At 56.5% G+C, this 23,862-nt stretch carries 30 protein-coding genes and 1 pseudogene; 6 read left to right on the top strand and 25 right to left on the bottom strand.

Annotation, left to right across the window (positions count from 1 at the left end):
- Window positions 1–6: 6 nt before the first annotated feature.
- The 19 genes and pseudogenes from rpsN to rpsL form a co-directional block, all read right to left on the bottom strand.
- Entirely contained in the window at window positions 7–312 is a 306-nt protein-coding gene (gene rpsN, locus ACZ1GM_RS06980) for a 30S ribosomal protein S14 (RefSeq protein WP_472678396.1), read from the bottom strand.
- 28 nt (window positions 313–340) lie between these two features.
- Window positions 341–922, bottom strand: a complete 582-nt coding sequence (gene rplE, locus ACZ1GM_RS06975; RefSeq protein ID WP_472678395.1) for a 50S ribosomal protein L5 — start codon at window positions 920–922, stop codon at window positions 341–343.
- Window positions 915–1,235, bottom strand: a complete 321-nt coding sequence (gene rplX / locus ACZ1GM_RS06970; RefSeq protein WP_472678394.1) for a 50S ribosomal protein L24 — start codon at window positions 1,233–1,235, stop codon at window positions 915–917. Before rplX ends, rplE begins: the two co-directional genes overlap by 8 nt.
- Complete coding sequence (gene rplN / locus ACZ1GM_RS06965; protein WP_472678393.1) at window positions 1,235–1,603, bottom strand: 50S ribosomal protein L14; 369 nt, start codon at window positions 1,601–1,603, stop codon at window positions 1,235–1,237. Before rplN ends, rplX begins: the two co-directional genes overlap by 1 nt.
- Before the next feature lie 80 nt (window positions 1,604–1,683).
- On the bottom strand, window positions 1,684–1,983 hold the full coding sequence (rpsQ, locus tag ACZ1GM_RS06960) for a 30S ribosomal protein S17 (protein WP_472678392.1): 300 nt from the start codon (window positions 1,981–1,983) through the stop codon (window positions 1,684–1,686).
- A gap of 10 nt (window positions 1,984–1,993) precedes the next feature.
- Complete coding sequence (gene rpmC / locus ACZ1GM_RS06955) at window positions 1,994–2,206, bottom strand: 50S ribosomal protein L29 (RefSeq protein WP_472678391.1); 213 nt, start codon at window positions 2,204–2,206, stop codon at window positions 1,994–1,996.
- A complete protein-coding gene (rplP, locus tag ACZ1GM_RS06950) occupies window positions 2,206–2,640 on the bottom strand; it encodes a 50S ribosomal protein L16 (protein ID WP_472678390.1) in 435 nt (144 codons plus the stop codon). Before rplP ends, rpmC begins: the two co-directional genes overlap by 1 nt.
- Before the next feature lie 14 nt (window positions 2,641–2,654).
- The gene (rpsC, locus tag ACZ1GM_RS06945) at window positions 2,655–3,350 is read right to left on the bottom strand and encodes a 30S ribosomal protein S3 (protein WP_472678389.1); all 696 of its coding nucleotides are present in this window, start codon (window positions 3,348–3,350) and stop codon (window positions 2,655–2,657) included.
- A 1-nt stretch (window position 3,351) separates the two neighbouring features.
- Window positions 3,352–3,729, bottom strand: a complete 378-nt coding sequence (gene rplV / locus ACZ1GM_RS06940; protein ID WP_472678388.1) for a 50S ribosomal protein L22 — start codon at window positions 3,727–3,729, stop codon at window positions 3,352–3,354.
- Complete coding sequence (rpsS, locus tag ACZ1GM_RS06935; RefSeq protein ID WP_472678387.1) at window positions 3,729–4,004, bottom strand: 30S ribosomal protein S19; 276 nt, start codon at window positions 4,002–4,004, stop codon at window positions 3,729–3,731. Before rpsS ends, rplV begins: the two co-directional genes overlap by 1 nt.
- A 6-nt stretch (window positions 4,005–4,010) precedes the next feature.
- Window positions 4,011–4,847, bottom strand: a complete 837-nt coding sequence (rplB, locus tag ACZ1GM_RS06930; protein ID WP_472678386.1) for a 50S ribosomal protein L2 — start codon at window positions 4,845–4,847, stop codon at window positions 4,011–4,013.
- Window positions 4,847–5,158, bottom strand: a complete 312-nt coding sequence (locus ACZ1GM_RS06925; RefSeq protein ID WP_472678385.1) for a 50S ribosomal protein L23 — start codon at window positions 5,156–5,158, stop codon at window positions 4,847–4,849. Before ACZ1GM_RS06925 ends, rplB begins: the two co-directional genes overlap by 1 nt.
- Complete coding sequence (rplD, locus tag ACZ1GM_RS06920; protein ID WP_472678384.1) at window positions 5,151–5,774, bottom strand: 50S ribosomal protein L4; 624 nt, start codon at window positions 5,772–5,774, stop codon at window positions 5,151–5,153. The genes ACZ1GM_RS06925 and rplD overlap by 8 nt, the downstream gene beginning before the upstream one ends.
- A 3-nt stretch (window positions 5,775–5,777) precedes the next feature.
- Window positions 5,778–6,620 (bottom strand): 50S ribosomal protein L3, encoded by an 843-nt coding sequence (gene rplC, locus ACZ1GM_RS06915; RefSeq protein WP_472678383.1) that lies wholly within the window; start codon window positions 6,618–6,620, stop codon window positions 5,778–5,780.
- 266 nt (window positions 6,621–6,886) lie between these two features.
- A complete protein-coding gene (gene rpsJ, locus ACZ1GM_RS06910; RefSeq protein WP_472678382.1) occupies window positions 6,887–7,198 on the bottom strand; it encodes a 30S ribosomal protein S10 in 312 nt (103 codons plus the stop codon).
- Window positions 7,199–7,542: 344 nt separating this feature from the next.
- Window positions 7,543–8,718: an elongation factor Tu gene (gene tuf / locus ACZ1GM_RS06905; RefSeq protein ID WP_472678381.1), complete on the bottom strand. Its 1,176-nt coding sequence runs from the start codon at window positions 8,716–8,718 to the stop codon at window positions 7,543–7,545.
- Between the two features lie 91 nt (window positions 8,719–8,809).
- Window positions 8,810–10,947, bottom strand: a pseudogene (gene fusA, locus ACZ1GM_RS06900) (elongation factor G).
- Window positions 10,948–11,060: 113 nt separating this feature from the next.
- Window positions 11,061–11,531: a 30S ribosomal protein S7 gene (gene rpsG, locus ACZ1GM_RS06895; RefSeq protein ID WP_472678380.1), complete on the bottom strand. Its 471-nt coding sequence runs from the start codon at window positions 11,529–11,531 to the stop codon at window positions 11,061–11,063.
- A 149-nt stretch (window positions 11,532–11,680) separates the two neighbouring features.
- Entirely contained in the window at window positions 11,681–12,052 is a 372-nt protein-coding gene (gene rpsL / locus ACZ1GM_RS06890; protein ID WP_472678379.1) for a 30S ribosomal protein S12, read from the bottom strand.
- 412 nt (window positions 12,053–12,464) lie between these two features.
- Here rpsL and ACZ1GM_RS06885 point away from each other — a divergent pair, with 412 nt between their 5' ends.
- From ACZ1GM_RS06885 to ACZ1GM_RS06875, 3 genes are all read left to right on the top strand, one after another.
- The gene (locus ACZ1GM_RS06885) at window positions 12,465–13,451 is read left to right on the top strand and encodes a hypothetical protein (RefSeq protein ID WP_472678378.1); all 987 of its coding nucleotides are present in this window, start codon (window positions 12,465–12,467) and stop codon (window positions 13,449–13,451) included.
- A gap of 224 nt (window positions 13,452–13,675) precedes the next feature.
- A complete protein-coding gene (locus ACZ1GM_RS06880) occupies window positions 13,676–13,972 on the top strand; it encodes a hypothetical protein (RefSeq protein WP_472678377.1) in 297 nt (98 codons plus the stop codon).
- A 322-nt stretch (window positions 13,973–14,294) separates the two neighbouring features.
- Window positions 14,295–14,984 carry a hypothetical protein gene (locus tag ACZ1GM_RS06875; protein ID WP_472678376.1) on the top strand — a complete coding sequence of 230 codons (690 nt, stop codon included), beginning with the start codon at window positions 14,295–14,297 and terminating at the stop codon, window positions 14,982–14,984.
- Here ACZ1GM_RS06875 and ACZ1GM_RS06870 read toward each other — a convergent pair.
- Both ACZ1GM_RS06870 and ACZ1GM_RS06865 read right to left on the bottom strand, forming a co-directional pair.
- Window positions 14,981–15,508, bottom strand: coding sequence for a GNAT family N-acetyltransferase (locus tag ACZ1GM_RS06870; RefSeq protein ID WP_472678375.1), 528 nt, complete (start codon window positions 15,506–15,508; stop codon window positions 14,981–14,983). The genes ACZ1GM_RS06875 and ACZ1GM_RS06870 overlap by 4 nt on opposite strands.
- 112 nt (window positions 15,509–15,620) lie before the next feature.
- Window positions 15,621–16,421: a LysR family transcriptional regulator gene (locus ACZ1GM_RS06865; RefSeq protein ID WP_472678374.1), complete on the bottom strand. Its 801-nt coding sequence runs from the start codon at window positions 16,419–16,421 to the stop codon at window positions 15,621–15,623.
- A gap of 140 nt (window positions 16,422–16,561) precedes the next feature.
- On the opposite strand from ACZ1GM_RS06865, the gene ACZ1GM_RS06860 reads away from it, so the two are divergent.
- Both ACZ1GM_RS06860 and ACZ1GM_RS06855 read left to right on the top strand, forming a co-directional pair.
- Window positions 16,562–18,751 (top strand): RNA degradosome polyphosphate kinase, encoded by a 2,190-nt coding sequence (locus tag ACZ1GM_RS06860; protein WP_472678373.1) that lies wholly within the window; start codon window positions 16,562–16,564, stop codon window positions 18,749–18,751.
- Complete coding sequence (locus ACZ1GM_RS06855; RefSeq protein ID WP_472678372.1) at window positions 18,748–20,277, top strand: Ppx/GppA phosphatase family protein; 1,530 nt, start codon at window positions 18,748–18,750, stop codon at window positions 20,275–20,277. Before ACZ1GM_RS06860 ends, ACZ1GM_RS06855 begins: the two co-directional genes overlap by 4 nt.
- Before the next feature lie 21 nt (window positions 20,278–20,298).
- Here ACZ1GM_RS06855 and apaG read toward each other — a convergent pair whose 3' ends face one another.
- Entirely contained in the window at window positions 20,299–20,697 is a 399-nt protein-coding gene (apaG, locus tag ACZ1GM_RS06850; protein WP_472678516.1) for a Co2+/Mg2+ efflux protein ApaG, read from the bottom strand.
- A gap of 116 nt (window positions 20,698–20,813) precedes the next feature.
- On the bottom strand, window positions 20,814–21,413 hold the full coding sequence (locus tag ACZ1GM_RS06845; protein ID WP_472678371.1) for a 2-hydroxychromene-2-carboxylate isomerase: 600 nt from the start codon (window positions 21,411–21,413) through the stop codon (window positions 20,814–20,816).
- 150 nt (window positions 21,414–21,563) lie between these two features.
- Here ACZ1GM_RS06845 and ACZ1GM_RS06840 point away from each other — a divergent pair, with 150 nt between their 5' ends.
- A complete protein-coding gene (locus tag ACZ1GM_RS06840; RefSeq protein WP_472678370.1) occupies window positions 21,564–21,986 on the top strand; it encodes a DUF6628 family protein in 423 nt (140 codons plus the stop codon).
- On the opposite strand, the gene ACZ1GM_RS06835 is transcribed toward ACZ1GM_RS06840, so the two are convergent.
- Together ACZ1GM_RS06835 and ACZ1GM_RS06830 are read right to left on the bottom strand one after the other, a co-directional pair.
- Window positions 21,983–23,188: a trans-sulfuration enzyme family protein gene (locus ACZ1GM_RS06835; protein WP_472678369.1), complete on the bottom strand. Its 1,206-nt coding sequence runs from the start codon at window positions 23,186–23,188 to the stop codon at window positions 21,983–21,985. The two genes, ACZ1GM_RS06840 and ACZ1GM_RS06835, sit on opposite strands and share 4 nt — an antisense overlap.
- Before the next feature lie 55 nt (window positions 23,189–23,243).
- Window positions 23,244–23,768, bottom strand: a complete 525-nt coding sequence (locus ACZ1GM_RS06830; RefSeq protein WP_472678368.1) for a TetR/AcrR family transcriptional regulator — start codon at window positions 23,766–23,768, stop codon at window positions 23,244–23,246.
- Window positions 23,769–23,862 lie beyond the last annotated feature (94 nt).

The raw sequence follows: 23,862 nt of genomic DNA, 5'->3' as shown, positions 1-23,862 counted from the left end.
AGATCCTCACCAGCTCGACTTCGTCAGGCCAGGGATCAAACCCTTATTGCCCAGATTCCGCAGTTCAATGCGGTTGATGCCGAATTTCCGGTAATAGCCGCGTGGGCGGCCGGTGGTTGCACAACGGTTGCGCACACGCGTTGGGTTAGCGTTGCGTGGCAGTTCCGCCATTTTAAGACGCGCGATCAGTCGCTCAGTTTCGTCGAGCGACTTGTCATTCGCAATCGCTTTCAGCTTCTCGTACTTCGCAGCGTACTGCTTGACGAGCTTCTTGCGACGCTCATTCTTATTGATCGAACTCAGTTTCGCCATTGGACTTAAGTTCCTTTCACTAGCGGCTTCACGCCGCTTCCTTTGCCTCATCCTGCTCTTCAGCAGGGAACGGGAAACCAAACAGACGAAGCAGTTCTTTTGCTTCGGCGTCAGTATTTGCCGTCGTGGTTACGATGATGTCGAGCCCGCGGACCTTGTCGATCTTGTCGTACGAGATTTCCGGGAACACGATCTGTTCTTTCATGCCCATTGCGTAGTTACCACGCCCGTCGAAACTCTTCGGGTTGAGTCCGCGAAAGTCGCGGATACGTGGCATTGCAATGGTGACCAGGCGGTCGAGAAATTCAAACATGCGATCACGGCGCAAAGTGACTTTGCAACCGATTGGCATGCCTTCGCGCAGCTTGAACTGCGCGATCGATTTCTTGGCTTTCGTGACAACCGGCTTTTGGCCAGCAATCAGAGCCATTTCCTCAGCAGCCGTCTGGACCTTCTTCTTGTCCTGGCTCGCCTCGCCAACACCCATATTAAGGGTGATCTTCTCGATTTTTGGAACCGCAAACCGGTTCGCATAACCGAACTTTTCGGTCATCGCCTTGACGATCTCGTCTTCATAACGAGTCTTCATGCGCGGGGTATAATCAGCCATCGATGGTCTCCCCTGATTTCACGGCAATGCGAACCTTCTTGCCGCCCTTCTCTTCGAAGCGGACGCGAGTAGGCTTGCCATCTTTCGGATCAGCCACAGCTACCTTAGAGATGTCCATCGGAGCCGGGAACCGGTCGATGCCACCTTGCGGGTTTGCCTGGCTTGGCTTGCGGTGACGCGCAGCAACATTGATACCGTCAACGACCACTTTGCCGTCTTTAGGCATGACCTTGTTTACGGTACCGCTACGGCCCTTGTCCTTGCCGGACAGGACAACAACGGTATCACCCTTCTTGATCTTTGCAGCACCCATCAGAGCACCTCCGGAGCGAGCGAAATAATCTTCATAAAGCCGCGGTCGCGAAGTTCACGTACCACAGGGCCAAAAATACGAGTGCCAAGTGGCTCCTCGCTCTTATTGACCAGAACAGCGGCATTGCTGTCGAAGCGGATTACGCTGCCATCTGGGCGGCGAACGTCCTTCTTCGTACGAACGATCACCGCGCGGTGAACGTCGCCCTTCTTCACTTTGGCACGTGGCTGGGCTTCCTTAACGGAAACCACGATCACGTCACCGACGCTGGCGGTACGACGCTTTGAGCCACCCAGTACTTTAATGCACTGGACGCGCTTGGCGCCGCTATTGTCCGCCACGTCGAGATTGGATTGCATCTGGATCATTGATCCGGTTCCTTCTCATTGGCTTGCCGAGACACTCAAAATGACTGAGGCCCGGCAGTTCCTAAATCCTACTCAGTTGCTCAGGTTGTGCTCGCCGCAGCTGCCTCAACTTCGAGATCAGCTTCAACAGCTTGCGTGCCCCCTGCGGTAACCCGGTCTTTCACAACCCAGGTCTTGGTCTTGGAGATCGGTTTGGTCTCCTCGATCCGCACGGTATCGCCGAGCGTAAATTCGTTTTTCTCATCGTGAGCGTGATACTTCTTCGAACGACGGATGATCTTCCCGTAAAGGGGGTGTTTCACCTTACGCTCGACCAGAACGGTCACGGTCTTGTCGGTCTTGTCGGAGGTGACTGTCCCGATCAGTATACGTTTGGGCATGGTCTACTCCTTACGCCTTCGCTGCTTCAGCGGCTTTTGCGCGCTCTGTCTGCAGCGTTTTGATTTTGGCGATTGTCCGGCGAACTTCGCGGATGCGCGCCGGTGCTTCCAATTGATTGGTCGCAGCCTGAAAACGCAGATTATACTGCTCGCGCTTCAACGTGGTCAGCTCTTCAGACAGCTGATCGTCCGTTTTCTGACGCAGATCTTCGGTTTTAGCCATCAGTTGCCTCCCAGGTGAGAGGTGTCACCCAGACGGGCAACAACCTTGGTTTTGATCGGCAGCTTCATCGCAGCACGCTCGAAAGCTTCTGCAGCCAGCGGGCCAGGTACACCGTCGAGTTCGAACAGGATACGGCCCGGCTTTACGCGGGCGGCCCAGTATTCAACCGAACCCTTGCCCTTACCTTGACGGACTTCAGCAGGCTTCTTCGACACTGGCACGTCCGGGAATACACGGATCCAGAGACGACCCTGACGACGCATGTGACGCGTGATCGCACGGCGAGCCGCCTCGATCTGACGCGCGGTAATACGCTCTGGCTCAAGCGCCTTAAGACCATAAGAGCCGAAGTTCAGCGTTGTGCCACCCTTCGCATCGCCCTTAATCTTGCCCTTGAAGGCCTTGCGATATTTGGTTTTCTTTGGTTGCAGCATTGTCTTTACCTATCTCAGCGCGCTGGTCGCACGCCGGAAGTCTGCGCTTCCATCATCAAACGGTCTTGTGCGGTCGGATCATGCGCAAGGATTTCACCTTTGAAGATCCAAACCTTGATGCCGATGATCCCGTAAGCGGTCAGCGCCTCGGTTTCAGCGTAATCAATGTTTGCACGCAGTGTGTGCAGTGGAACGCGACCTTCGCGATACCATTCAACACGCGCGATCTCTGCGCCGCCCAAACGGCCGCCGCAAACGATCTTGATGCCCTCTGCGCCAAGACGCAGAGCCGACTGAACGGCGCGCTTCATTGCACGGCGGAAAGCCACGCGGCGGATCAGCTGGTCAGCAACACCCTGAGCGACGAGCTTCGCATCGATTTCCGGCTTGCGGATCTCAACGATGTTCAGCTTCACTTCGCTGTCAGTCATCGATGCAAGTTTAGACCGCAGCTTTTCGATGTCTGCGCCCTTCTTACCGATGATGACGCCAGGACGCGCAGCATAGATCGAAATGCGGCACAGCTTTGCTGGACGTTCAATCACAACCTTTGAAATCGCAGCCTGCGGCACGGTTTCGAGGATGTATTTGCGGATCTCAATATCTTCCTTGAGAAGGCCGGCATAATCACGCCCTTCGGCGTACCAGCGGCTGTCCCAAGTGCGGTTGATCTGCAGGCGCAGACCGATCGGATTGCTCTTCTGACCCATCTTACGCCTCTTCCTCTTCGCGAACGACAATGCGCAGCTTGCTGAACGGCTTCAGGATGCGGGTCGATTTGCCGCGACCACGTGTGTGGAACCGCTTCATCGTAATCGACTTACCCACCGAAGCTTCAGCGACGACCAGCGCGTCGACGTCGAGATTGTGGTTGTTCTCTGCATTGGCGATAGCTGACGCGAGCACCTTGCTCGCATCCTTGGCCATGCTCTTCTTCGAGAAAGAGAGGATGTTCAAAGCTTCCTCTGCTTTCTTGCCGCGGATCAGCTCAGCAACAAGGTTCAGCTTCTGCGCAGAACCACGGATCGTGGTGCCCACAGCCAGCGCCTCATTATCGCCGACGCGACGGGGTGCTTTTGCCTTACCCATTATCGCTTGCCCTTCTTGTCGGCAGCGTGACCGGGGAAGTAGCGCGTAGGCGCGAATTCACCGAGCTTGTGACCGACCATTTCTTCCGAAACAGAGACGGGAATGAACTTATGACCATTGTAGACGTTGAACGTCAGGCCAACGAATTGCGGAAGGATTGTGCTGCGACGCGACCAGGTCTTGATCGGTGCGCGAGCGCCGCTTTCCTGTGCAGTCTCCGCCTTCTTAAGAAGGCTAAGCTCCACAAACGGACCTTTCCAGACGGAACGAGCCATGTCGGATTACCTCTTCTTCTTAGCGTGGCGCGAACGGATGATCATTTTGTCCGTCTGCTTGTTCTTACGAGTGCGGGCACCCTTGGTCGGCTTGCCCCATGGGGTTACCGGGTGACGACCGCCGCTTGTGCGACCTTCACCACCACCGTGAGGGTGATCAACCGGGTTTTTCGCAACACCGCGTGTGAGTGGCTTAACACCAACCCAGCGACGGCGACCGGCCTTGCCCAGGTTCTGGTTCTGATTGTCAGGGTTAGACACCGCGCCAACCGTGCCCATGCAGTCAGAGCGCAGATAACGCTGCTCACCGCTGTTCAGGCGAACGATGACCATTCCGCGGTCACGACCAACCAGCTGAACATAAGAACCAGCAGCGCGAGCGATCTGGCCGCCCTTGCCCGGCTTCATTTCAACATTGTGGCAGATGGTACCGACCGGCATTTGACCCAGAAGCATGGCGTTGCCAGGCTTTGTGTCGACCTTCTCACCAGCGATCACCTTGTCGCCAACGTTCACACGTTGCGGACAAAGGATGTAAGCGAGCTCACCATCATCATATTTGATGAGTGCGATGAAAGCCGTACGGTTCGGGTCATACTCGATCCGCTCGATTGTGCCCTGCGCGTCCCATTTGCGACGCTTGAAGTCGACAAAACGATACTTCTGCTTGTGACCGCCGCCAATGCCGCGTGATGTCACGTGACCTTTGTTGTTACGGCCACCGGTCTTGCGCTTGCCCTCAACCAGCGACTTGACCGGCTTGCCTTTATACAGGCCAGACTTGTCGACCAGAATGAGACCACGGCGCGCCGGGCTCGTTGGTTTGTAATTCTTAAGTGCCATCAGCCTACACCTTCCGTGATGTCGACTGACTCGCCTTCAGCAAGCGTGACAATCGCCTTCTTCACGTCATTGCGCTTGTAGGGTTTGCCCCGCCAGCGCTTGGTCTTGCCCTTCACATTGATCGTGTTCACGCCGGTGACCTTGGTGCTGTAGATTGCCTCAACAGCTTCCTTGATCTGCGGCTTGGTCGCATCGCCAGCAACCTTGAACACAACCGCGTTGTATTCCGATGCCAGCGTGGACTTCTCGGTAATGTGAGGCGCGAGGATCACGTCATAGTGACGCGCATCGATTTCCTGCTTTTTAGCCATTGAAACGTGCCTCCAGCTTTTCGACAGCGTCCTTCGTCAGAACCAGCGTGTCGTGCTTCAGGATGTCGTAAACGTTGGCGCCCATCGCTGGCATAACGTTCACACCCGGCAGGTTGCCAGCAGCTTTCCTGAAGCCTTCATTTACGCTTTCACCGTCAATGAACAGCACTTTGCCAGCAAAGCCAGACTTGTCGAAGTGACCCTTGAGCGCCTTCGTCTTCGCATCTTTCAGGTCAAGCGTGTCGACCACAATCAGGCCGTCTTTCGCTTTGGTAGACAACGCCATCTTCAGACCCAGTGCGCGGATTTTCTTGTTCAGCGACTGGTTGAAGTCACGCTTGCGCGCACCGTGGGCTTTACCACCACCGATAAAGATCGGGGCACCGCGGTCACCGTGACGTGCGCCACCTGACCCCTTTTGACGACCAAACTTGGCGCCAGTACGTGCAACGTCGGAACGCTCACGCGTCGGACGTGCGGTCGCACGGCGATTTTCAAGCTGCCATGTCACAACCCGGTGCAGGATGTCAGCGCGCGGCTCAACGCCGAACACGGCATCGTTGAGCTCGATGTCGCCTGACGCCTTACCGTCGATTTTTTGGACCTTCACCTTCATGGATCAGTCCTCCTTCTTTTCAGCATCGGCGGCATCAGCCTCTGGGGCATCAGCCTCAACCGCTGGTGTTTCAGCCGGAGCCTGCTCAGCAATTGCTTCCGCTTCTACCGGTGCTGCGGTTTCTTCAACCACGGCCTCGGGAGCTTCAGCTTCCTGCTTTGGAGCAGATGCATCGATCACGGCACCTGGGAATGGCAGATCTTCTGGCAGCTTCAGCTTCACAGCGTCACGAACCAGCAGCCAGCCATTCTTAGAACCGGGCACAGAACCTTTCACAAACAAAAGACCACGATCGGCATCCGTGCGGACGATTTCGAGGTTTTGCTGCGTGCGCTGACGGTCACCCATGTGACCAGCCATTTTCTTGCCCTTGAACACGCGGCCTGGATCCTGACGGTTACCCGTCGAACCATGCGAACGGTGAGAGATAGACACACCGTGCGTCGCGCGCAGACCACCAAAGCCCCAGCGCTTCATCGCGCCCGCAAAGCCTTTACCTTGCGTGTGACCAGTGATGTCGACTTTCTGGCCAGCTATGAAGTGCTCAGCAGAAATGCGTGAACCGACAGGAAGGAGACCTTCTTCAGTTTCCACGCGGAACTCAGCAACCTTCATCTTCAGCGGAACCTCTGCTCTCGCAAAGGCTTCACGCTGCGGCTTGTTCACATTCTTTTGCTTGGCTTCACCCGCACCCAGTTGAAGCGCGAAGTAACCATCGCGGTCAGCAGTGCGGTGAGAAACAACCTGACAATCTTCCAGAGCAAGAACGGTAACCGGCACGTGCCGACCGTCCTCTTGGAAGAGGCGGGTCATCCCTACCTTTTTAGCGATAACGCCTGTGCGCATCGTCAAAACTCCTCAACAGAGGCACACGAGGCCCATCCTCGCGTGCTTGCTCAACCCGTTTTATGATGCGTCGCCCCGTCCGGGCTGAAATGCTCGCGCAGCATGTGGCCACTTGAGCGAGACGGGAGACGCAGACCCGGTCAAAAGACCGGCGGTATCTCTATGTCTTGCGAACCATCAGAAATCCCGATGATCAGCGGGGTCATACAGAACCCCAAACTCTCTGACCTGCTTAAAGTCCTGCCAGATGGACTATCACGCCGAAATTAGGCGAGCTTAATCTCAACATTCACACCAGCAGCAAGGTCAAGCTTCATCAAAGCATCAACCGTCTGAGCGTTTGGCTGCACAATGTCGAGAAGACGTTTGTGCGTGCGAACCTCGAACTGCTCACGCGACTTTTTGTCGATGTGCGGGCCGCGGTTCACGGTGAATTTCTCAATGCGCGTCGGCATGGGAATGGGGCCACGAATAAGAGCACCTGTACGACGCGCTGTTTCTGCGATTTCACCAGTTGCCTGATCGAGAACGCGATGATCGAACGCCTTCAGGCGAATGCGAATATTCTGAGCTTCCATTACCTACACCAATGCGAAAGAGCCAAAGAGACCGATTGCTTCCACAGAAACAGGGGGCGATCCCTCAAAAACAAAAGGCCGGCCCCATTTCTGTTCCCATCCATGGGCGGCCTTATAAAATTACGTTGCAGAGAACGAATCCTCTGCTCTGAGGCGCGCGTATACGTTCGCTTGGTCCGTCTGACAACCCCCGAAATGTGGGATTTGTTGGACTTTTCAGTCTGGCCACGAATCAGCATCAACGCCCGACAACGCACGCCCTCATAAAAAGAGGCCCGGCACTCACATCAGAGCACCGGGCCACTTTTTGATCAGCCTCGCCTTATCGGCGAAAGCACATCGGCTTACTTGGTGATTTTTGAAACCACGCCTGAGCCAACAGTACGACCGCCTTCGCGGATCGCGAAACGCAAACCTTCGTCCATAGCGATCGGAGCGATCAGCTTAACGTCGATCGTTACGTTGTCGCCTGGCATAACCATCTCGGTGCCTTCAGGAAGGACAACTTCACCCGTCACGTCAGTTGTACGGAAGTAGAACTGTGGACGATAGTTCGCGAAGAATGGTGTGTGACGACCACCCTCGTCTTTCGACAGAACGTAAACTTCTGCAGCGAAGTCTGTGTGCGGTGTAACAGAACCTGGTTTCGCCAGAACCTGACCACGCTCAACGTCTTCACGGCCTACGCCACGGATCAGAGCACCGATGTTGTCGCCAGCTTCACCGCTGTCGAGCAGCTTACGGAACATTTCAACGCCGGTAACAGTGGTCTTCGTGGTGTCTTTGATACCAACGATCTCAACTTCGTCGCCAACATTGACGATGCCGGTTTCAACACGGCCAGTAACAACTGTACCACGACCAGAGATTGAGAACACGTCCTCAATCGGCATCAGGAATGCCTGGTCTACTGGACGATCTGGCTGTGGGATGTGCTCATCAACAGCAGCCATCAGTTCCTTGATCGAGTTCTCTCCGATCTCTGGGTCACGACCTTCGAGAGCAGCAAGAGCAGAACCCTTAACGATTGCGATGTTGTCGCCGTCAAAGTCGTAGCTTGAGAGAAGTTCGCGAACTTCGAGCTCAACCAGCTCAAGCAGCTCTTCGTCATCAACCTGATCAACTTTGTTCATGTACACAACCAGAGCAGGCACACCAACCTGACGCGCAAGCAGGATGTGCTCACGAGTCTGAGGCATTGGACCGTCAGCAGCGTTCACAACCAGGATAGCGCCGTCCATCTGCGCCGCACCGGTGATCATGTTCTTAACATAGTCAGCGTGACCTGGGCAGTCGACGTGTGCGTAGTGACGTGCGTCAGTTTCATACTCAACGTGTGCCGTTGAGATAGTGATACCGCGCTCACGCTCTTCAGGCGCTTTGTCGATGTTTGCGAAATCGACAGCTGAACCCAGAACTTTGGTGATCGCCGCAGTCAACGTCGTCTTACCGTGGTCAACGTGACCGATGGTGCCGATGTTGCAGTGCGGCTTGTTCCGCTCAAATTTTTCCTTAGCCATTACTCAAATAACCTCTGTCTGAAATGGTATTCCGTTTGGAAGGGCGGCGGCCCCAGCAAATTAGGCGCCGCCCCTAGACTGTGAAACCTGCTTACGCAAGTTTCTCTTTGACTTCCTGTGCAACACTCGCTGGCACTTCGTCATAGTGGCTGAACTGCATAGTGTACTGAGCACGCCCTTGCGTGAAGGAACGCAGCTCATTCACATAGCCGAACATATTGGCCAGCGGGACGAAAGCTTCGACTGCCTGAGCGTTGCCGCGGCTATCCGTACCCTGGATTTGACCACGCCGTGAGTTGAGGTCGCCAATCACGTCGCCGAGATAATCCTCCGGCGTCACAACTTCAACCTTCATCACTGGCTCAAGCAACTTGATGCCTGCTCTGTCAGCAGCTTCGCGCATCGCGCCGCGACCGGTGATTTCAAATGCCACGGTGCTGGAGTCAACATCGTGATATTTACCGTCGATCAGGCGGATGGTGAAGTCGATGATTGGGAAGCCAACGAGATAGCCGCTCTCGGCCTGCTCGCGCATACCCTTCTCAACAGACGGGATGTATTCGCGCGGAATGTTACCGCCCTTGATCTCGTCTTCGAAGATGATGCCTTGGCCACGCTCACCCGGTGTGACGACAACTTTCGCCTCACCAAACTGACCTGAACCGCCCGACTGCTTTTTGTGCGTGTAGGTGATTTCGACTTCACGGTACCGAGTGCCTCGCGGTATGCCACCTGAGGCGCACCGACGTTAGCTTCCACCTTGAACTCACGCTTCATACGATCGACGAGAATGTCGAGGTGAAGCTCGCCCATGCCCTTGATGATCGTCTGGCCACTTTCATGGTCAGTCGTCACGCGGAATGATGGATCCTCAGCCGCCAAGCGATTGAGCGCAACGCCCATCTTCTCTTGGTCAGCCTTGGTTTTCGGCTCAACCGAAAGCTCAATAACAGGATCCGGGAATTCCATCCGCTCAAGAATGATCGGCGCAGACTGAGCACACAGTGTGTCGCCAGTCGTCGTTTCCTTGAGGCCCGCAATCGCCACGATATCGCCGGCATATGCCTCTTCAATGTCCTCACGGTCATTGGAGTGCATCAGCAACATACGGCCGATTTTCTCTTTCTTCTCTTTCACAGAGTTCAGCACGCTGCCCTTGGTCAAATGGCCAGAGTAAATGCGCGTAAATGTGAGTGAGCCGACGAACGGGTCATTCATGATTTTGAACGCCAGCGCAGAGAATGGCTCATCATCAGATGATGGGCGCGATTCTTCCTTGCCTTCATCGCCCGGCAGAACGCCCTTAATGGCTTCCACGTCGAGTGGGCTCGGCATGTAGTCGATAACCGCGTCGAGCAGCGGCTGCACGCCCTTGTTCTTAAACGCAGAACCACACAGAACCGGAACGAAGCTCTGATTGAGCGTGCCCTTACGGATCAGCGCCTTCAGGGTCTTCGCATCAGGCTCGTTGCCTTCAAGATACGCTTCCATCACGTCATCGTCCTGCTCAACAGCAAGCTCGATCAGCTTCTCGCGATACTCAGCAGCCTCATCAGCCATATCATCTGGAATTGGCCCAAATGCATATTCAGCGCCCAGATCCTCGTTCTTCCAAGTGATCGCACGCTGATGAACCAGGTCAACAAGACCGACAAGGTCTGCTTCAATGCCGATTGGCAGATACAGAACAGCGGGCGTCGCACCCAGACGGTCAATGATCGACTGAACACAGTATTTGAAGTCGGCGCCGGTACGGTCCAATTTATTGATAAAGCACATGCGTGGGACAGAGTACTTATCGGCCTGGCGCCATACGGTTTCAGACTGAGGCTCAACGCCCGCAACGCCGTCAAAGCACGCAACCGCACCATCGAGCACGCGCAGTGAACGCTCAACTTCAATCGTGAAGTCAACGTGGCCCGGCGTATCAATGATGTTAATCCGGTGCTTCGGCGTATTCGCGCGCAGCTCTTTCGGATCGCCCATCGGGTCCATGTCGGCATCTTCCGGGTTCCAGAAGCATGTCGTCGCAGCCGAGGTGATCGTGATCCCCCGCTCCTGCTCCTGCTCCATCCAGTCCATCGTCGCCGCGCCATCATGCACTTCGCCGATTTTGTAGGATTTGCCGGTGTAATACAGAATGCGTTCTGTAGTCGTAGTTTTACCAGCATCGATGTGAGCCATGATGCCAATATTGCGATAGCGCTCCAGCGGATACTCGCGGGCCATAATCAAATTCCTTAGCGTGTGTCAGGAAGCTGCCTGGCGGCTGCCCCCGTCCATATAGTCACGATTGTGACAACCGAAAGACTTGCCTTTCGGCCATCCACAATCGCCAGTGTTTACCAACGATAGTGAGAGAACGCGCGGTTGGCATCCGCCATCCGGTGCGTATCTTCACGCTTCTTCACCGCATTGCCGCGATTGTTGGCTGCATCCATCAGCTCGCCAGAAAGACGCGCAGACATGGTCGTTTCGGCGCGGCCACGCGCGGCTGAAATCATCCAGCGGATTGCGAGCGCCTGGGCACGCTCTGGGCGAACCTCAACCGGCACCTGATATGTCGCACCACCAACACGGCGGCTGCGGACCTCAACCTGTGGCTTGATGTTTTCCAGCGCAGCATGGAACAGCTCAACCGGATTGGTTTTCGCCTTGGCTTCCACCGTATCGAGCGCAGAATACACGATGCCCTCTGCAACGGCTTTCTTACCGTCGAGCATGAGGTTGTTCATGAACTTTGACAGAACCTGATCACCGAACTTTGGATCAGGCAGGATTTCCCGTTTCTCGGGACGACGACGACGTGACATTCTTTTAACTCCTTTGGAGTGTGAATTCTTCGGTGCCAGCCCTCACCCCCGCCCTTCCACCCGGAAGTATACCCTCAAGGGCGGAAGGGCGGGGGCGAGGGCCGGCCAGGCATAAGCTGACGACGGAGGTCGTCAGCGCACCCAACAAATTACTTCGACCGCTTCGCACCATACTTGGAGCGTGACTGCTTGCGGTCCTTGACCCCTTGCGTGTCGAGCACACCGCGCAGCACGTGGTAACGCACACCGGGAAGGTCGCGCACACGGCCACCACGGATCAGGACAACGCTGTGCTCTTGCAGGTTGTGGCCCTCGCCCGGGATATAGCTGATGACCTCACGCTGGTTGGTCAGGCGCACCTTGGCAACCTTACGCAGGGCGGAGTTCGGCTTCTTCGGCGTTGTTGTATAGACGCGGGTGCAGACGCCGCGCTTCTGCGGGTTCTGCTCCATCGCAGGGACCTTTGATTTGGTCTTCTGCGGCGTGCGGCCCTTACGGACCAGCTGGTTAATGGTAGGCATGAATTACTCTTCACCTTTGTTTTGGCGAAGGCATCATGATGAAGGGATAAAGCTCGCATCAGCAGCCCGTTCGTGCTGAGCCTGTCGAAGGATGACGGGCTGCACGTCGCTGCGTGTGCAAACTGAAACACTCCACCCAGCTGCATTCGCCGGATTACTTTGCCGATTGCCCTTCCCTAACCGTCATCCCCGCGAAGGCGGGGAGCCAGCCAGACAAAGACGCAACCGCCAATGTTCAGCTTAAAATTCTGTTGGTAGGAAACTCGGTGTTCCCAACAAGCTGCGCGCCCTTAGCTGGGCAGAGTGTGGGGGTCAAGGGGCCATCAACTTCCGGCATATTGAAAATGGCATGCAATATTCTAACTGCGAAGGCTGAGAGATAACCGACGACCAAAAACGGGGAATCACATCAATGACTTTTATTCTCTCAGGCGGACCGCAGACCTCAGGTAGTTATTTCGTCCTTTTTTCGGACGTACTAGTTACCACCGGCAATCCAAATAATTCTGAAATAATTTTGCCCCACATGGCCCATGAACGCAACGTCAGTTTTGGAAATTCATACCCGCACTCCATCGAGCAAAAGACCATAATATTTGGCCACACAGCATTTCAGTACTCTGGATCTGTGGATCTATGCAAACGAGTACTGAGTAAACTATTCCAATTCACCAAGGGTGGAACAGAGTACTATCCGCTGGGCGAATGCATCGAACGCTGTAACTTTCATCAGGATGAAAAACGCCACATTCATATAGCAACACACTTTGCTCCAAAACCGCGAGATATGACAAGCTGCAACTACTATTTGCGCACTGCAAACATGGAGGCATTCGACACTAAGCATTTGTTTCTTGTTGGTGGAAGTGGAACAAATGATTTCATCGGTGGGATGCACGACCAAGCCTATAGTGTAGCGGGCACACTGGATATCGCATTGATTTATCGAGTTGCCAACTTGATTATTGATCCGTTTTTTGGAGGCAATGCAGCCTTGCAGAAACGCTATGGTTCTTGGTTCGAGTTTGTCACCTACGAAGATACAGGCTTCGTTAAAAGGCCAGTGGCAGTTCAGTTCTGGAGGCGGTTTTCAGAGGACGAGACGTTCCAGCCGGGCCCTTTGTCTTGGTCGCAGTATTTAGATCACAACCTCCTCATTCATACATTATTGCCGAAAAATGATGGTCGTTTCAAACACAATCACATCAGGGCGCGCGACCCTCTCAATAGAGAATTGTGCAAAATTGATTATCCCAACTCCCAGATCTCAGATGTGGTCTCATTTCAACCCGACGTCCTCATACACGCATTAGCAGATTTAGGTTCCAACAAGCTTCGCCTCCTCCCAATTATGAGGCATTTTGACCGGTACCGTATCGAAACCCGGGAATGGAAGTAGTAAGGCACGAAGGTGCCGAAATTGGTTTCCAGTTCAGCCCTAAGATCGATGAAGAAACCTTTGACATGGTCAATACAAAGCATGACTAAGAGTAATCTTAACAATGATCGCAGATCGCTTGCACTCGCTCATCGTCCACCGGATTACCGGCTGACTAAAACCATTTTCCTACTTCGTTGAAACCTGCTTTGCCTTCTTGCCCCCGAAGCCCTGGAGGACAGTCAGTGCTAAAGCCGCCTTATTACCAACCGCCCTATGATCCCACCGTCCGGCTTGGCTCGCAGCCGCCATCGGATGGCCCGCTCGACCGTATCAATGGCACGACCCTCTCCCCCGCTGGCGACCCCGACACGCGCGACGCCATGCGCCGGTGGGAGCATCAGGTGGCGACCGGGCAAATTGGGGGTCATTTGCGCCCTACCGCTTCGCTACATGAGGGCAGTAGCCCACCCAAAACCGACCCCAAAATCCTCCGCCGTCATGTCCGCAATGAGCTGATCCTGTGTGGGAGAATTTATTGATATCGGCGCGAAGCGCCGCAAGGCCAAAGGCCGCCCGCAGCAGCGCGGACTTGTCCGCAAGCTGCGAGGATATCGCACGACGGAGGTCGTGCGGAAAACAAAGACTCTGTGTGTTCTTGGACTGACCTCGTGACCTTGCGCTCAGACGCCGAGTGCCTGCCTATGAAGTTCGACCAAGCGGAGAGAGAGTTTTTTGTTTAGCCTCAAGCGCCGGCGTTCGCATCCGCTCACTTAGGCTTCCGCGCCATTCGGCGCGACGGCCGGTCGGCCTTGCGGCTCACTGGTCGCTCGCCGGACTATTCCAAGCCAATGAGGTGTCACTTTGGACAAACCCACCCCCACCCGCGCTATCCCCCGCCAAGCGACCTCTGCTGTCGCCTTTCAAGGCATTCCGCCTGAAGACGACGACCCTCTCCTGCAATTCGCGCCGTATCTGCACAAGGCGCCGCGTTCGAACTCCATCACCCCGCCTTTGCAGCGCCGCTTTGTGGCCACGCTCGCCGCGACGGGCATCGTCAAGCACGCCGCGCGGACCATCGGCAAATCGCTGGAGGCGCTCTACAAACTACGTCGAATGCCGGGGGCGGAGGGGTTTGCGGCCGCCTGGGACGCGGCGTTGGAGCGCGGGGTGCAGCGGCTGGAGGATGTCGCGATGGAGCGAGCCATCACCGGCACTCGCACGCCCATTGTCAGCCACGGCGAGATCCTCGGCTGGTGGGACAAGCCGGATAACGCGCTGCTGCGGTTCCTGCTCGCTCAGCGTCTGCCGCACATCTATGGGCCAGCGCGGGAGAAGCCGAGCGACGCAGTCTATGCCGAGGCGGAGGAAGCCGCGCTGGACGCGGCGCGGGCGCTGGTGCGGGAGGAGCGGAACGCGCAGACCAAGGACCTGATCGCGCTGGTCGAGCATATGGCGGATAACAAGCTGGCGGGCCGCGCGCTGATCACAGGGATGGATCTCTCCAAGACGCTGCATGAAAACGCGGCGGTCTTGCGGGACACAAAACCCTAGTCGGCGCTCAGCTTTCCATACCACAGCACGTCGCGCAGTCCGATATGCGTTGTCTCATGCTCGCGGAAGTATGCCTCGCGGGTAAAACCCTGCTTTTCCAGTAGCTTGATCGACGCAGTGTTGTCCACGTCGACCTCTGCGGTAAGCTTGCGATGCGCGTCTTTGGTGAAGAGATATTCGGCCAGCGCGGCCATACATTCGCTCGCGACGCCCTGCCCCTGACGGTTCATGCACACGATATAGCCTATCTCTGAAACGCCATCCTCATGCGCGGGCATCGCGACAAAGCGCCCGGCGACGTGCCCCTTGTTCGGGCCGTCGGTATCTTCGGCTATCCACGTCCGCCCATCCCATGTCGGATCGGCCAACCAGCCCCACAGCTCTTCCTCGCTCTCAAACGCGGGCCGCGTCAGATAGCGGCACTGTATCTCGTCGCTCAGCGTGGGGAACAGCGCGGCGCAATCGCTGCGCTGCAGGGGCCGCATTGTGAAGCGGGGTGTGGTGAGGATTGGAATATGTGCCATATTTTGATTTCCGCAGCACCTCCGTGCTGCGATCTCCTCGCTCCCTACCGGTCGCTGCGGGCGCGCGGTCGCGCTTGCGGCTCGCTGGTCGCTCGCCGAACTCGACTAGACCTTATCCTTCAGCCAAGAAGCTCACCAGCGCCTTCACCTTCTTCTGCCGCCATTGCGGCAGCGGCGCGACGAGCCAATAGGCGCGCAGACCGGGCTCCGGCCCCTCGAGAGCGACCAGCCGATCCGCCGCGATCTGATCCACCACCAGCAGTTCCGGCAGCCGTGCCTTGCCCAGCCCCGCCATCGCGCTCGACAGCGCCTGTCCTGCATTGCTGACCGTGATTGTGACCTCTGCCCCCTCTGGCACGTCTGGCCCCCAGCTGATCCAGTTTTCAGGAACTGAGCCATCATCCGTCTTCGCGGCGACCGTCACCCGGCTCGCGGGCGCAAGCTCAACCCCCTCAAGATCGCCCGGTCCATCAACCAGCCGGATCGCGAAATCCAGGTTCGATTCGGTGAAGTCAGCATTCTCATCAGCCACAAAGATAAACTGCACACCGGGGTTCTCTTTCGAAAACTCCGCCAGTTTTGGTGCGAGCCATTGCGCGTAAAATTCGCGCGGCGCGGCAATCGTATAGCGATCGCTGGATTGGCCCGCCTGCATCGCCTGGACGCTTTCCTCAAACTTGAGGAAGCCCTCGCGCAAAGCATCGAGGCCCGCGCAGCCTTCCTCGGTCAGTTCGAGGCCTTTACTGGTGCGGCGAAACAGAACCGTCCCCAGGTGATCTTCCAATGCGCGGATCTGTTGACCGACGGCGGCAGGCGTCACTGCCAGCTCGTCCGCAGCACGGGTAAAAGACAAATGCCGGGCAGCTGCGTCGAAAACTCGCAGCGCGTTCAAGGGTAGATGCGTACGCTTCATAGCGGGATGCGACTTAATTGTGTCGACCCAAGGAAACAAGTCGCCATCGCGAAACCTATGCTATAGCGGGACGTTCAGCGGCATTCCAAAGCGATTGCCGCACCAATTCTTGACCGCCAAAAGCTAAAAAGCACCCTGATATGGAACAGCGAAGCCCAGAACCAGCCAACGATTCGCCGGACACTGGCGATACCGTTTCTGGCGGCTTTGAGGGGCCAGAGGATCGCTACGTCAATCGCGAAATGAGCTGGCTGGCCTTTAACCGCCGTGTGTTGGCGGAAGCAGCGAACGAGCGCTACCCGCTGCTGGAGCGACTACGATTTCTGTCCATTTCAGCCAGCAATCTCGATGAGTTTACAATGATCCGCATTGCCGGGCTTGAGGGTCAGGCAAGCCGCGGAATCGAAACCACCGCAATTGACGGCACAAGCCCGCTTCAGCAGTTAGAGGCGATCCGAGCAGAAGTTCTGCAGATTGAGGAGCGGCAGCAGAGTATTCTCGCGACTTTGCAGAAACTTCTGGCGGAAGAGGATGTCCTGATCCCGGATTTGGATGATCTGACACAGGAACAGCTAAGCTGGCTCGAAACCTATTTCACCAATGACATATTGCCGCTGATCACGCCGCAGGCGATTGATCCCTCACACCCCTTCCCCTTCGTGTCCAATCTGGGGATGGGCCTGATCTTCCGCCTTAAGCGGGGCAAGCGAAAGCCGGGCCTGATGGAGATGGTGCTGATCCCCAGCGGCGCCCCGCGCTTCGTGCGTATTCCGGGTGAGGAAGCGGTCTATGTCGCGATCGAGAAACTCATTACGCAATTTGCGCATTTGCTGTTTCCAGATTTCAAGATCGCTGGCGATGGCTATTTCCGCGTTTTACGCGATAGTGACATCGAGATTGAGGAAGAGGCAGAGGATCTTGTTCGCTTCTTCCGCACCGCGATACAACGGCGTCGACGTGGCCGTGCGGTGATGCTTGAGGTAGACCATGAATGCGATAGCGAGGCGGAAATTCTGCTGCGCGAACAGTTCAACGTCGATTCGGCCATGGTCATTAAGAGCGGCGGAATGCTTGGCCTGCATGATCTGGATGCAATCTGCAACGAACCGCGCCCTGATCTGAAGTTTGCGCCCTATGATCCGCGGTATCCAGAGCGCATTCTCGCCCATGACGGCGACTGCTTTTCTGCCATTCGCGAAAAAGACATCATCATTCATCACCCCTATGAGAGTTTTGAGGTGGTGGTCGACTTTTTACGGCAGGCAGCATCTGACCCCAATGTCGTCTCGATCAAACAGACGCTGTATCGCGCAGGCGATCAATCGCCGGTAATCGCCGCGCTCATCGACGCAGCGGAGGCTGGGAAAGCGGTGACTGCGGTGGTCGAGATCAAGGCCCGGTTTGATGAAGAACGAAACCTGCACTGGGCGAACGAGCTGGAACGCGCCGGGGTTCAGGTGATCTATGGCTTCACCGAGTACAAGACCCACGCAAAGGTTAGCCTGGTCGTACGCCGCGAGGAGGAAGGATACCGGACCTATTGCCACTTCGGCACCGGCAATTATCACCCTGTCAACGCGCGGATTTACACCGATTTCAGCTATTTTACGGCTGACAAGGCTCTAGGCCGCGATGCTGCCAAGCTGTTTAATTTTGTGACCGGCTATATCGAGCCGAACAAGCTGGAAAAGCTTGCGATTTCCCCTATCAGTCTCGCCGACACGCTGTACGAGATGATCGATACAGAGATTGCCAACGCCAAGGCGGGTAAACCCGCTGGCATCTGGGCAAAGCTGAACTCTATCACGCACCGTGAGACGATTGATCGGCTGTATGCGGCCAGCCAGGCAGGCGTGGAGATAAAGCTGGTCGTTCGGGGCATCTGTTGCCTGCGCGCCGGTATTCCCGGCCTTTCGGAGAACATTCAGGTCAAATCGATCATCGGACGGTTTCTGGAGCATGGCCGCCTGTGGGCGTTCGCCAATGGCGATGACCTACCCAACAAAAAGGCGAAGGTTTTCATGACCAGCGCTGATGCGATGTCGCGCAATCTCTATCGCCGGGTTGAAGTTTTGGTGCCGATCAAGAACCGAACTGTGCATGATCAGCTGCTGGACCAAGTGATGCTGGCGAACATTATCGATACAGAGCAGAGCTGGCTCTTGGGGCCAGACGGGGAATATCGGCGCGCAAGGGAGGCGGACATATCGGCGGACCTGCGCTTCAATTGCCACCAGTATTTTATGAGCAACCCTTCCCTGTCCGGGCGCGGTGCTGCATTGGAACATCATGCCGTACCAATTTTGACCCTGCACAAGAGTAGTGAATGAGCCAAACGAAGAGGGGTAAACGCAGCCAACGATCCCATCGGGTGAAGGCTGTTATCGACATCGGATCAAACACGGTCCGCATGGTCATTTACTCCGGCGCAGAGCGCGCACCTGAGGTTATCTGGAACGAGAAAGTCGCTGCACGGCTGGGGCGTGATCTTTCAAAAACAGGCAAAATCCCAAAGGAAGCACAGGAAGAGGCGCTGGGCGCCCTCGCTCGCCACGCCCTGATAATTCAAGACCTTGGCATCGATGACGTACAAACCGTGGCAACTGCGGCCGCACGCGACGCCAGCAATGGCGACAAGTTCATCGGCAAGGTTCAGGCGCTCGGCTTTAGCCCTCGCCTACTGAGTGGGGAGGAAGAGGCAACCGCATCAGCCATGGGAGCAATCGGGGCGTTTCCAGATGCGAACGGGATCGTTGCCGATCTCGGCGGCGGCAGTCTGGAAATGGTGTCGATTGCCGATGGAACGGCCAGCGGTGCGGTGACCATGCCGTTTGGTACACTGCGGCTACCCGCGCTGCGCAAAAACGGTCGGTTTGGCAAAACGGTTAGAGGCGCCCTGGAAGATGCTGGCTTCGCAGGTCGGGGAACCCTACCGCTATACATGATCGGCGGCACGTGGCGGGCCTTTGCCGCCTATGCAATGGACAATATCGATTACCCGCTAACCGACCCGCATGGTTTTGAGCTCCATCCGGAAGAAGCCGCCCGGCTTGCACGCAAACTGGTGCGTAGCGATCCCGATACTTTGCAGGGCATACGCGGGATCAGTCCGATGCGCGCGGGATATCTGCCCGATGCGGCGGCTCTTCTGCAACCGATGCTGGAGACGATTGATCCGACGCAGCTGGTTTTCTCCTCATGGGGGCTGCGCGAGGGGTTGTTATACAGCAGGCTTACTGATCTGGATCAGGTGAAGGACCCCTTGCTGGCAGGTGTTGATGCTTTCGCTGCGCCGCGCGATTCATCGATTACAGGCGCTGCACGCCTTGCCGCGTGGAGTGTGGAACTGGCGCAGGGCGATGGCTCGGTAAATGAGCGCCTCCGGCTGGCCGCCGCGCAATTGGCGGTTGCGCTGCACCGCGTGGAACCAAATTTGCGGGTCAATCACGCCACGGAATGGGCGCTCGACAAACGTTGGATAGGGCTGACCCCGCGTGGCCGCGCGATGATCGCCGCTGCATTGTTCGGCAGCCTGGGCCGTACTGCGGTGCCAAGCGCTTTCCGACGGCTCGCCAATGACGAGGATTTGCGCGAAGGGCTGACCTGGGGTCTCGGCTTTCGACTAGGGCACCGTTTGGGGGCCGCTTCGCGCGTGTCGATGCTCACCAGCACGCTGGCCGTGCGCAAAAAGAAACTGGTGCTGAGGCTGGATGAAAGCCGCGCAGCTCTGGGCAATTATCCGGTGACTAAGGACCTTGAGGTGCTTGCCGCATGGCTGGATCTGGAACCCAAGATCAAGATCGGGAAATTTGATCGGGAGGATGACCCGGAAAGCTGGTTTGACCCGGTTTCCTAGCGATAGAATTCTTATGATCCGCTAATCCGCAGTCGCAGGCGCGGATAGTGGGAAGAACGGGATACGCACTTCCATCGGTGAGCCGTCTTCGCGATGGAAAGTGTAGAAACCTTCCATCGACCCATGCGGTGTTTCCAGCGGGCATCCAGAGACATAATCGTGCGATGCGCCGGGTTGCAGCACCGGCTTCTCTCCCACAACGCCGTCACCATCGACATGGCTTACCTTGCCCAATGCATCGGTGATCCGCCAATGTCGGCTGATCAGCTGAATCCGTTCGCGCGAAAGGTTCTCAATGCGGATGTGATACACCCAGAACCACTTGCCGATTTCCGGCTGAGACTGTTCAGGCAAAAAATTTACCGAAACGCGTACCGCGACGTCGTCGGTGATAGCGGCGTGATGGAACAGGGCCTTGATGCTCATGAGTCGTAAGCTAACCCGAAACGGCTCGCTCTCAAGGGGGTTTTTGACTCTTTACCCAGATGCGTTGCGACAATGCCGCAGGTGTGGCCCGCCATCAGGGCGCGACCCGCCTAATTTGCCAGCTCTTCCTCAATCTGCGCGAGCCGCTCTTTTCCAAAGAACATCTCATCGCCGATGTAGAATGTCGGGATGCCAAACGCGCCGCGATCTACCGCGCCTTGGGTGTTATCGACCAATTGCTGCTTGATTGCCGGATCCTGAGTCTTGGCAAACAATGCCTCGGCATCGAAGCCAGCTTCGGCCAAAACCGACCCTATCGCCGCCGGATCATCGATGGGGACGCCCTGCTCCCACAATGCCGGTAGCAAAGTGTCGACAAGCCTGTTTCGCTCCTCACCCTCGACCGCGAGCAACATGCGCTGAAAGCTAACCGAGTTGAACGGAAATTGCGGGTGCATCGCGAACTTATCAAACCCGTGTTTCTGGATGAAGCGCCTGATTTCGAGCATACCATACTCGACTTTGCCCTTCACATCCTTGTCGCGGATCATCGGCGGTGCGTTTCCGGTGAGCTTGTGCATCCCGCCCAGAAACACCGGCGTGACCTTTAGCTTAGCCCCCGTACGTGCGACCACATCTTTCACTGGATACCATGCGAGATAGCCATTCGGGCTGACAAAATCGAAAAGAAATTCAAGCGTTTTTGGCACGGCGCACCTCTCCCCATCATACGTTTGGCAAAGCCTACACGCCGACCTCGCCGCCGTCACTATGGATCGACGAGTCCCCTGTTCTTTGCATTAGTTAGTTGCGAATGATTTGCATTAGCGTATTCTAAATTGCGACTCGCGGAGAAAGACATGCCCCACAACAACGCTCGAAAATGCGCTCACACTCTGACGCTCCCGCTGCCCGAGTGCAGATTAGAGCGCTCAGGCCTACTCATCGCACGACGCACCGCCATGGGCGGCCATCAGGATGCGCAGGCTGCACTGTTCGCCATGCACGCTTTCGGCGTGCGCTTTCGCAAACCGCTCACACTCATCCGCTGCTTGGTCCATGAACTTGCTCAAACCTCTCACCGGACGATCCGCATCGCGCCCTGCTGCGCCGCAGGAATGACCCGCGATGAAGGGTTGTTGATGGAAGCAATCGGCGGAGGTGGGATCGCACCGCTTCTGGCGCTTACTGACAATGAAGATTGCGGCAACCTGCTCCCAATTGCGGGGATGCTACGCAATGAATTCAGTTTTCTGCGATTGGCACGGCGCCAACGGCATTAAAGCCCAGCCCTGGCGAGCGCCTGGTCCATATCCTCTGTGATATCCGCAATATCTTCCAAGCCGACATTGATCCGTAGCAGACCTTCAGTGACGCCCATTTCCGCCCGCGCCTCCTCCGTCATGCCCGCGTGTGTTGTGCTGGCAGGATGACACATAAGACTGCGCGAATCCCCAATATTGTTGGATATATCGATCAGCCGCAATGCGTCGAGAACGGCAAAGGCGGTCTCGCGCGAGCCCACATCAAACGCGAAGATAGACCCGAATGCATCCATCTGCTTGGCCGCAAGTTCATGAGCGGGATGACTCGCCAATCCGGGATGTAAGATGTGCGGCACCCTCGTCTCGACAAACTGCCCCAGCGCAAGCGAGTTCGCGCTCTGTTGGTGCGCTCGCATCGACAGAGTCTCCAGGCCTTTAAGCACAACCCAGGCATTGAATGGCGCGAGGTTCGGGCCGGTATTGCGCTGAAACGGCAACAGCACCTCATTGATAAACTCCTCGCTGCCGCAGACGGCACCAGCCAAAACGCGCCCCTGCCCATCCATGAGCTTGGTCGCACTATAGGCCACTACATCTGCGCCGTACTCAAGCGGACGCTGTAAAGCCGCCGTCGCAAACGCATTGTCGACCACCGTCGTGATGCCGTGCGCCTTGGCAAGGCCGCACACATAATCCAGATCGACAATATCGAGCGTTGGGTTGGCGGGCGTTTCAAAGAAAAACACCTTCGTATTGGGGCGGATCGCAGCGTCCCAAGCGGCATTGTCTGCACTATCTATAACGGTGGTTTCTATGCCGAAGCGTGGGCAGAGCTGATCGACCAACCAACGGCAAGAACCAAACGCCGCACGGGCGGCAACCACGTGATCGCCAGCCGATAGCTGACACAGCAGCGCCGCCGTCATGGCCGCCATTCCGCTCGCCTGAGCGCGACAAGCCTCGGCGCCCTCCATCAGGGCAACCCGTTCCTCCAACATGGCGACGGTGGGGTTCTGGAGGCGGGAATAGGTCATCCCCTCTGCCTCGCCCGCAAAGCGCTCGGCAACGGTGGCGGCGTCATCGTAGGTGTAGCCGGACGTGAGGAACAACGCCTCACTGGTCTCACCATGCTCACTGCGCCACGTCCCACCACGAATAGCTTGCGTCGCAGGCCGCCAATTGCGCGTGGTTGCGCGATCCATACCGCTTGTCTTTTTCATGGTGTCGCGACTTAGGCGCGGTCGAAACGCGCGGCAAGCATCATCAGTGGTGCATTTACAATCCGCTAGCGATCAGGCCTTGTCGGGCGATCCGCCCCTGACCAATCACTCCGAGCATTTGCGTGCCCTCAATTAACGTCAAAAGGTATCGCGCGCCGCCTTGTGGATCGGGATCATCAACGGGCATTTGCGTCTCCAGCCACCCCAGCAACTGTTCCATGATCTGCCCGGCTGCATCGCGATAGCCCGGAACATCACGGGCACACCCAGCGACGATCTCCCACCACACCGCCATAAATGGCCCCATTTCCGGAGAGGAAGTTTCGACAAGAATGCGCTGTATGCACTCCTTGCGCGACGTCGCTCGCTGCCCGCCGACACGTGCGTCAAGGCCAGCCGCATACATTTGCGCCAGGTGCGCAAGAAGATCAGTAATCAGCTGCTGCTTATTGCCGAAATGATAAATCAGCATCCTGTCACTGGTACCAGCCGCCTTCGCCAAGGGTCGCAAGCTTAAACCTGCAATGCCATGCTCCAATACGTGAGAGGCCATCGCGGGCAGAAGCGTTTCACGCGACATTTCGCCCCTTGTTGTAGAGTTTTTCCTAGTTGAAATCATAGCCTCTTGTAGCGATCGCTACATTCAGATACAAGACTTGTAGCAGTCGCTACAC

It is taken from the genome of Qipengyuania sp. JB2-7 (assembly GCF_055693485.1).
The sequence above is the reverse complement of the archived record's forward strand: the minus strand, read 5'-3'. Positions and strand labels throughout refer to the sequence as shown.

Excerpts from the sequence above, each read along its gene's own strand:
- rpsN (WP_472678396.1), bottom strand. The coding sequence starts at position 312 with ATGGCGAAACTGAGTTCGATCAATAAGAATGAGCGTCGCAAGAAGCTC.
- rplE (WP_472678395.1), bottom strand. The coding sequence starts at position 922 with ATGGCTGATTATACCCCGCGCATGAAGACTCGTTATGAAGACGAGATC.
- rplX (WP_472678394.1), bottom strand. The coding sequence starts at position 1,235 with ATGGGTGCTGCAAAGATCAAGAAGGGTGATACCGTTGTTGTCCTGTCC.
- rplN (WP_472678393.1), bottom strand. The coding sequence starts at position 1,603 with ATGATCCAGATGCAATCCAATCTCGACGTGGCGGACAATAGCGGCGCC.
- rpsQ (WP_472678392.1), bottom strand. The coding sequence starts at position 1,983 with ATGCCCAAACGTATACTGATCGGGACAGTCACCTCCGACAAGACCGAC.
- rpmC (WP_472678391.1), bottom strand. The coding sequence starts at position 2,206 with ATGGCTAAAACCGAAGATCTGCGTCAGAAAACGGACGATCAGCTGTCT.
- rplP (WP_472678390.1), bottom strand. The coding sequence starts at position 2,640 with ATGCTGCAACCAAAGAAAACCAAATATCGCAAGGCCTTCAAGGGCAAG.
- rpsC (WP_472678389.1), bottom strand. The coding sequence starts at position 3,350 with ATGGGTCAGAAGAGCAATCCGATCGGTCTGCGCCTGCAGATCAACCGC.
- rplV (WP_472678388.1), bottom strand. The coding sequence starts at position 3,729 with ATGGGTAAGGCAAAAGCACCCCGTCGCGTCGGCGATAATGAGGCGCTG.
- rpsS (WP_472678387.1), bottom strand. The coding sequence starts at position 4,004 with ATGGCTCGTTCCGTCTGGAAAGGTCCGTTTGTGGAGCTTAGCCTTCTT.
- rplB (WP_472678386.1), bottom strand. The coding sequence starts at position 4,847 with ATGGCACTTAAGAATTACAAACCAACGAGCCCGGCGCGCCGTGGTCTC.
- ACZ1GM_RS06925 (WP_472678385.1), bottom strand. The coding sequence starts at position 5,158 with ATGGCTAAAAAGCAGGAAATCGATGCGCGTCACTATGACGTGATCCTC.
- rplD (WP_472678384.1), bottom strand. The coding sequence starts at position 5,774 with ATGAAGGTGAAGGTCCAAAAAATCGACGGTAAGGCGTCAGGCGACATC.
- rplC (WP_472678383.1), bottom strand. The coding sequence starts at position 6,620 with ATGCGCACAGGCGTTATCGCTAAAAAGGTAGGGATGACCCGCCTCTTC.
- rpsJ (WP_472678382.1), bottom strand. The coding sequence starts at position 7,198 with ATGGAAGCTCAGAATATTCGCATTCGCCTGAAGGCGTTCGATCATCGC.
- tuf (WP_472678381.1), bottom strand. The coding sequence starts at position 8,718 with ATGGCTAAGGAAAAATTTGAGCGGAACAAGCCGCACTGCAACATCGGC.
- rpsG (WP_472678380.1), bottom strand. The coding sequence starts at position 11,531 with ATGTCACGTCGTCGTCGTCCCGAGAAACGGGAAATCCTGCCTGATCCA.
- rpsL (WP_472678379.1), bottom strand. The coding sequence starts at position 12,052 with ATGCCTACCATTAACCAGCTGGTCCGTAAGGGCCGCACGCCGCAGAAG.
- ACZ1GM_RS06885 (WP_472678378.1), top strand. The coding sequence starts at position 12,465 with ATGACTTTTATTCTCTCAGGCGGACCGCAGACCTCAGGTAGTTATTTC.
- ACZ1GM_RS06870 (WP_472678375.1), bottom strand. The coding sequence starts at position 15,508 with ATGGCACATATTCCAATCCTCACCACACCCCGCTTCACAATGCGGCCC.
- ACZ1GM_RS06865 (WP_472678374.1), bottom strand. The coding sequence starts at position 16,421 with ATGAAGCGTACGCATCTACCCTTGAACGCGCTGCGAGTTTTCGACGCA.
- ACZ1GM_RS06860 (WP_472678373.1), top strand. The coding sequence starts at position 16,562 with ATGGAACAGCGAAGCCCAGAACCAGCCAACGATTCGCCGGACACTGGC.
- ACZ1GM_RS06855 (WP_472678372.1), top strand. The coding sequence starts at position 18,748 with ATGAGCCAAACGAAGAGGGGTAAACGCAGCCAACGATCCCATCGGGTG.
- ACZ1GM_RS06840 (WP_472678370.1), top strand. The coding sequence starts at position 21,564 with ATGCCCCACAACAACGCTCGAAAATGCGCTCACACTCTGACGCTCCCG.
- ACZ1GM_RS06835 (WP_472678369.1), bottom strand. The coding sequence starts at position 23,188 with ATGAAAAAGACAAGCGGTATGGATCGCGCAACCACGCGCAATTGGCGG.
- ACZ1GM_RS06830 (WP_472678368.1), bottom strand. The coding sequence starts at position 23,768 with ATGTCGCGTGAAACGCTTCTGCCCGCGATGGCCTCTCACGTATTGGAG.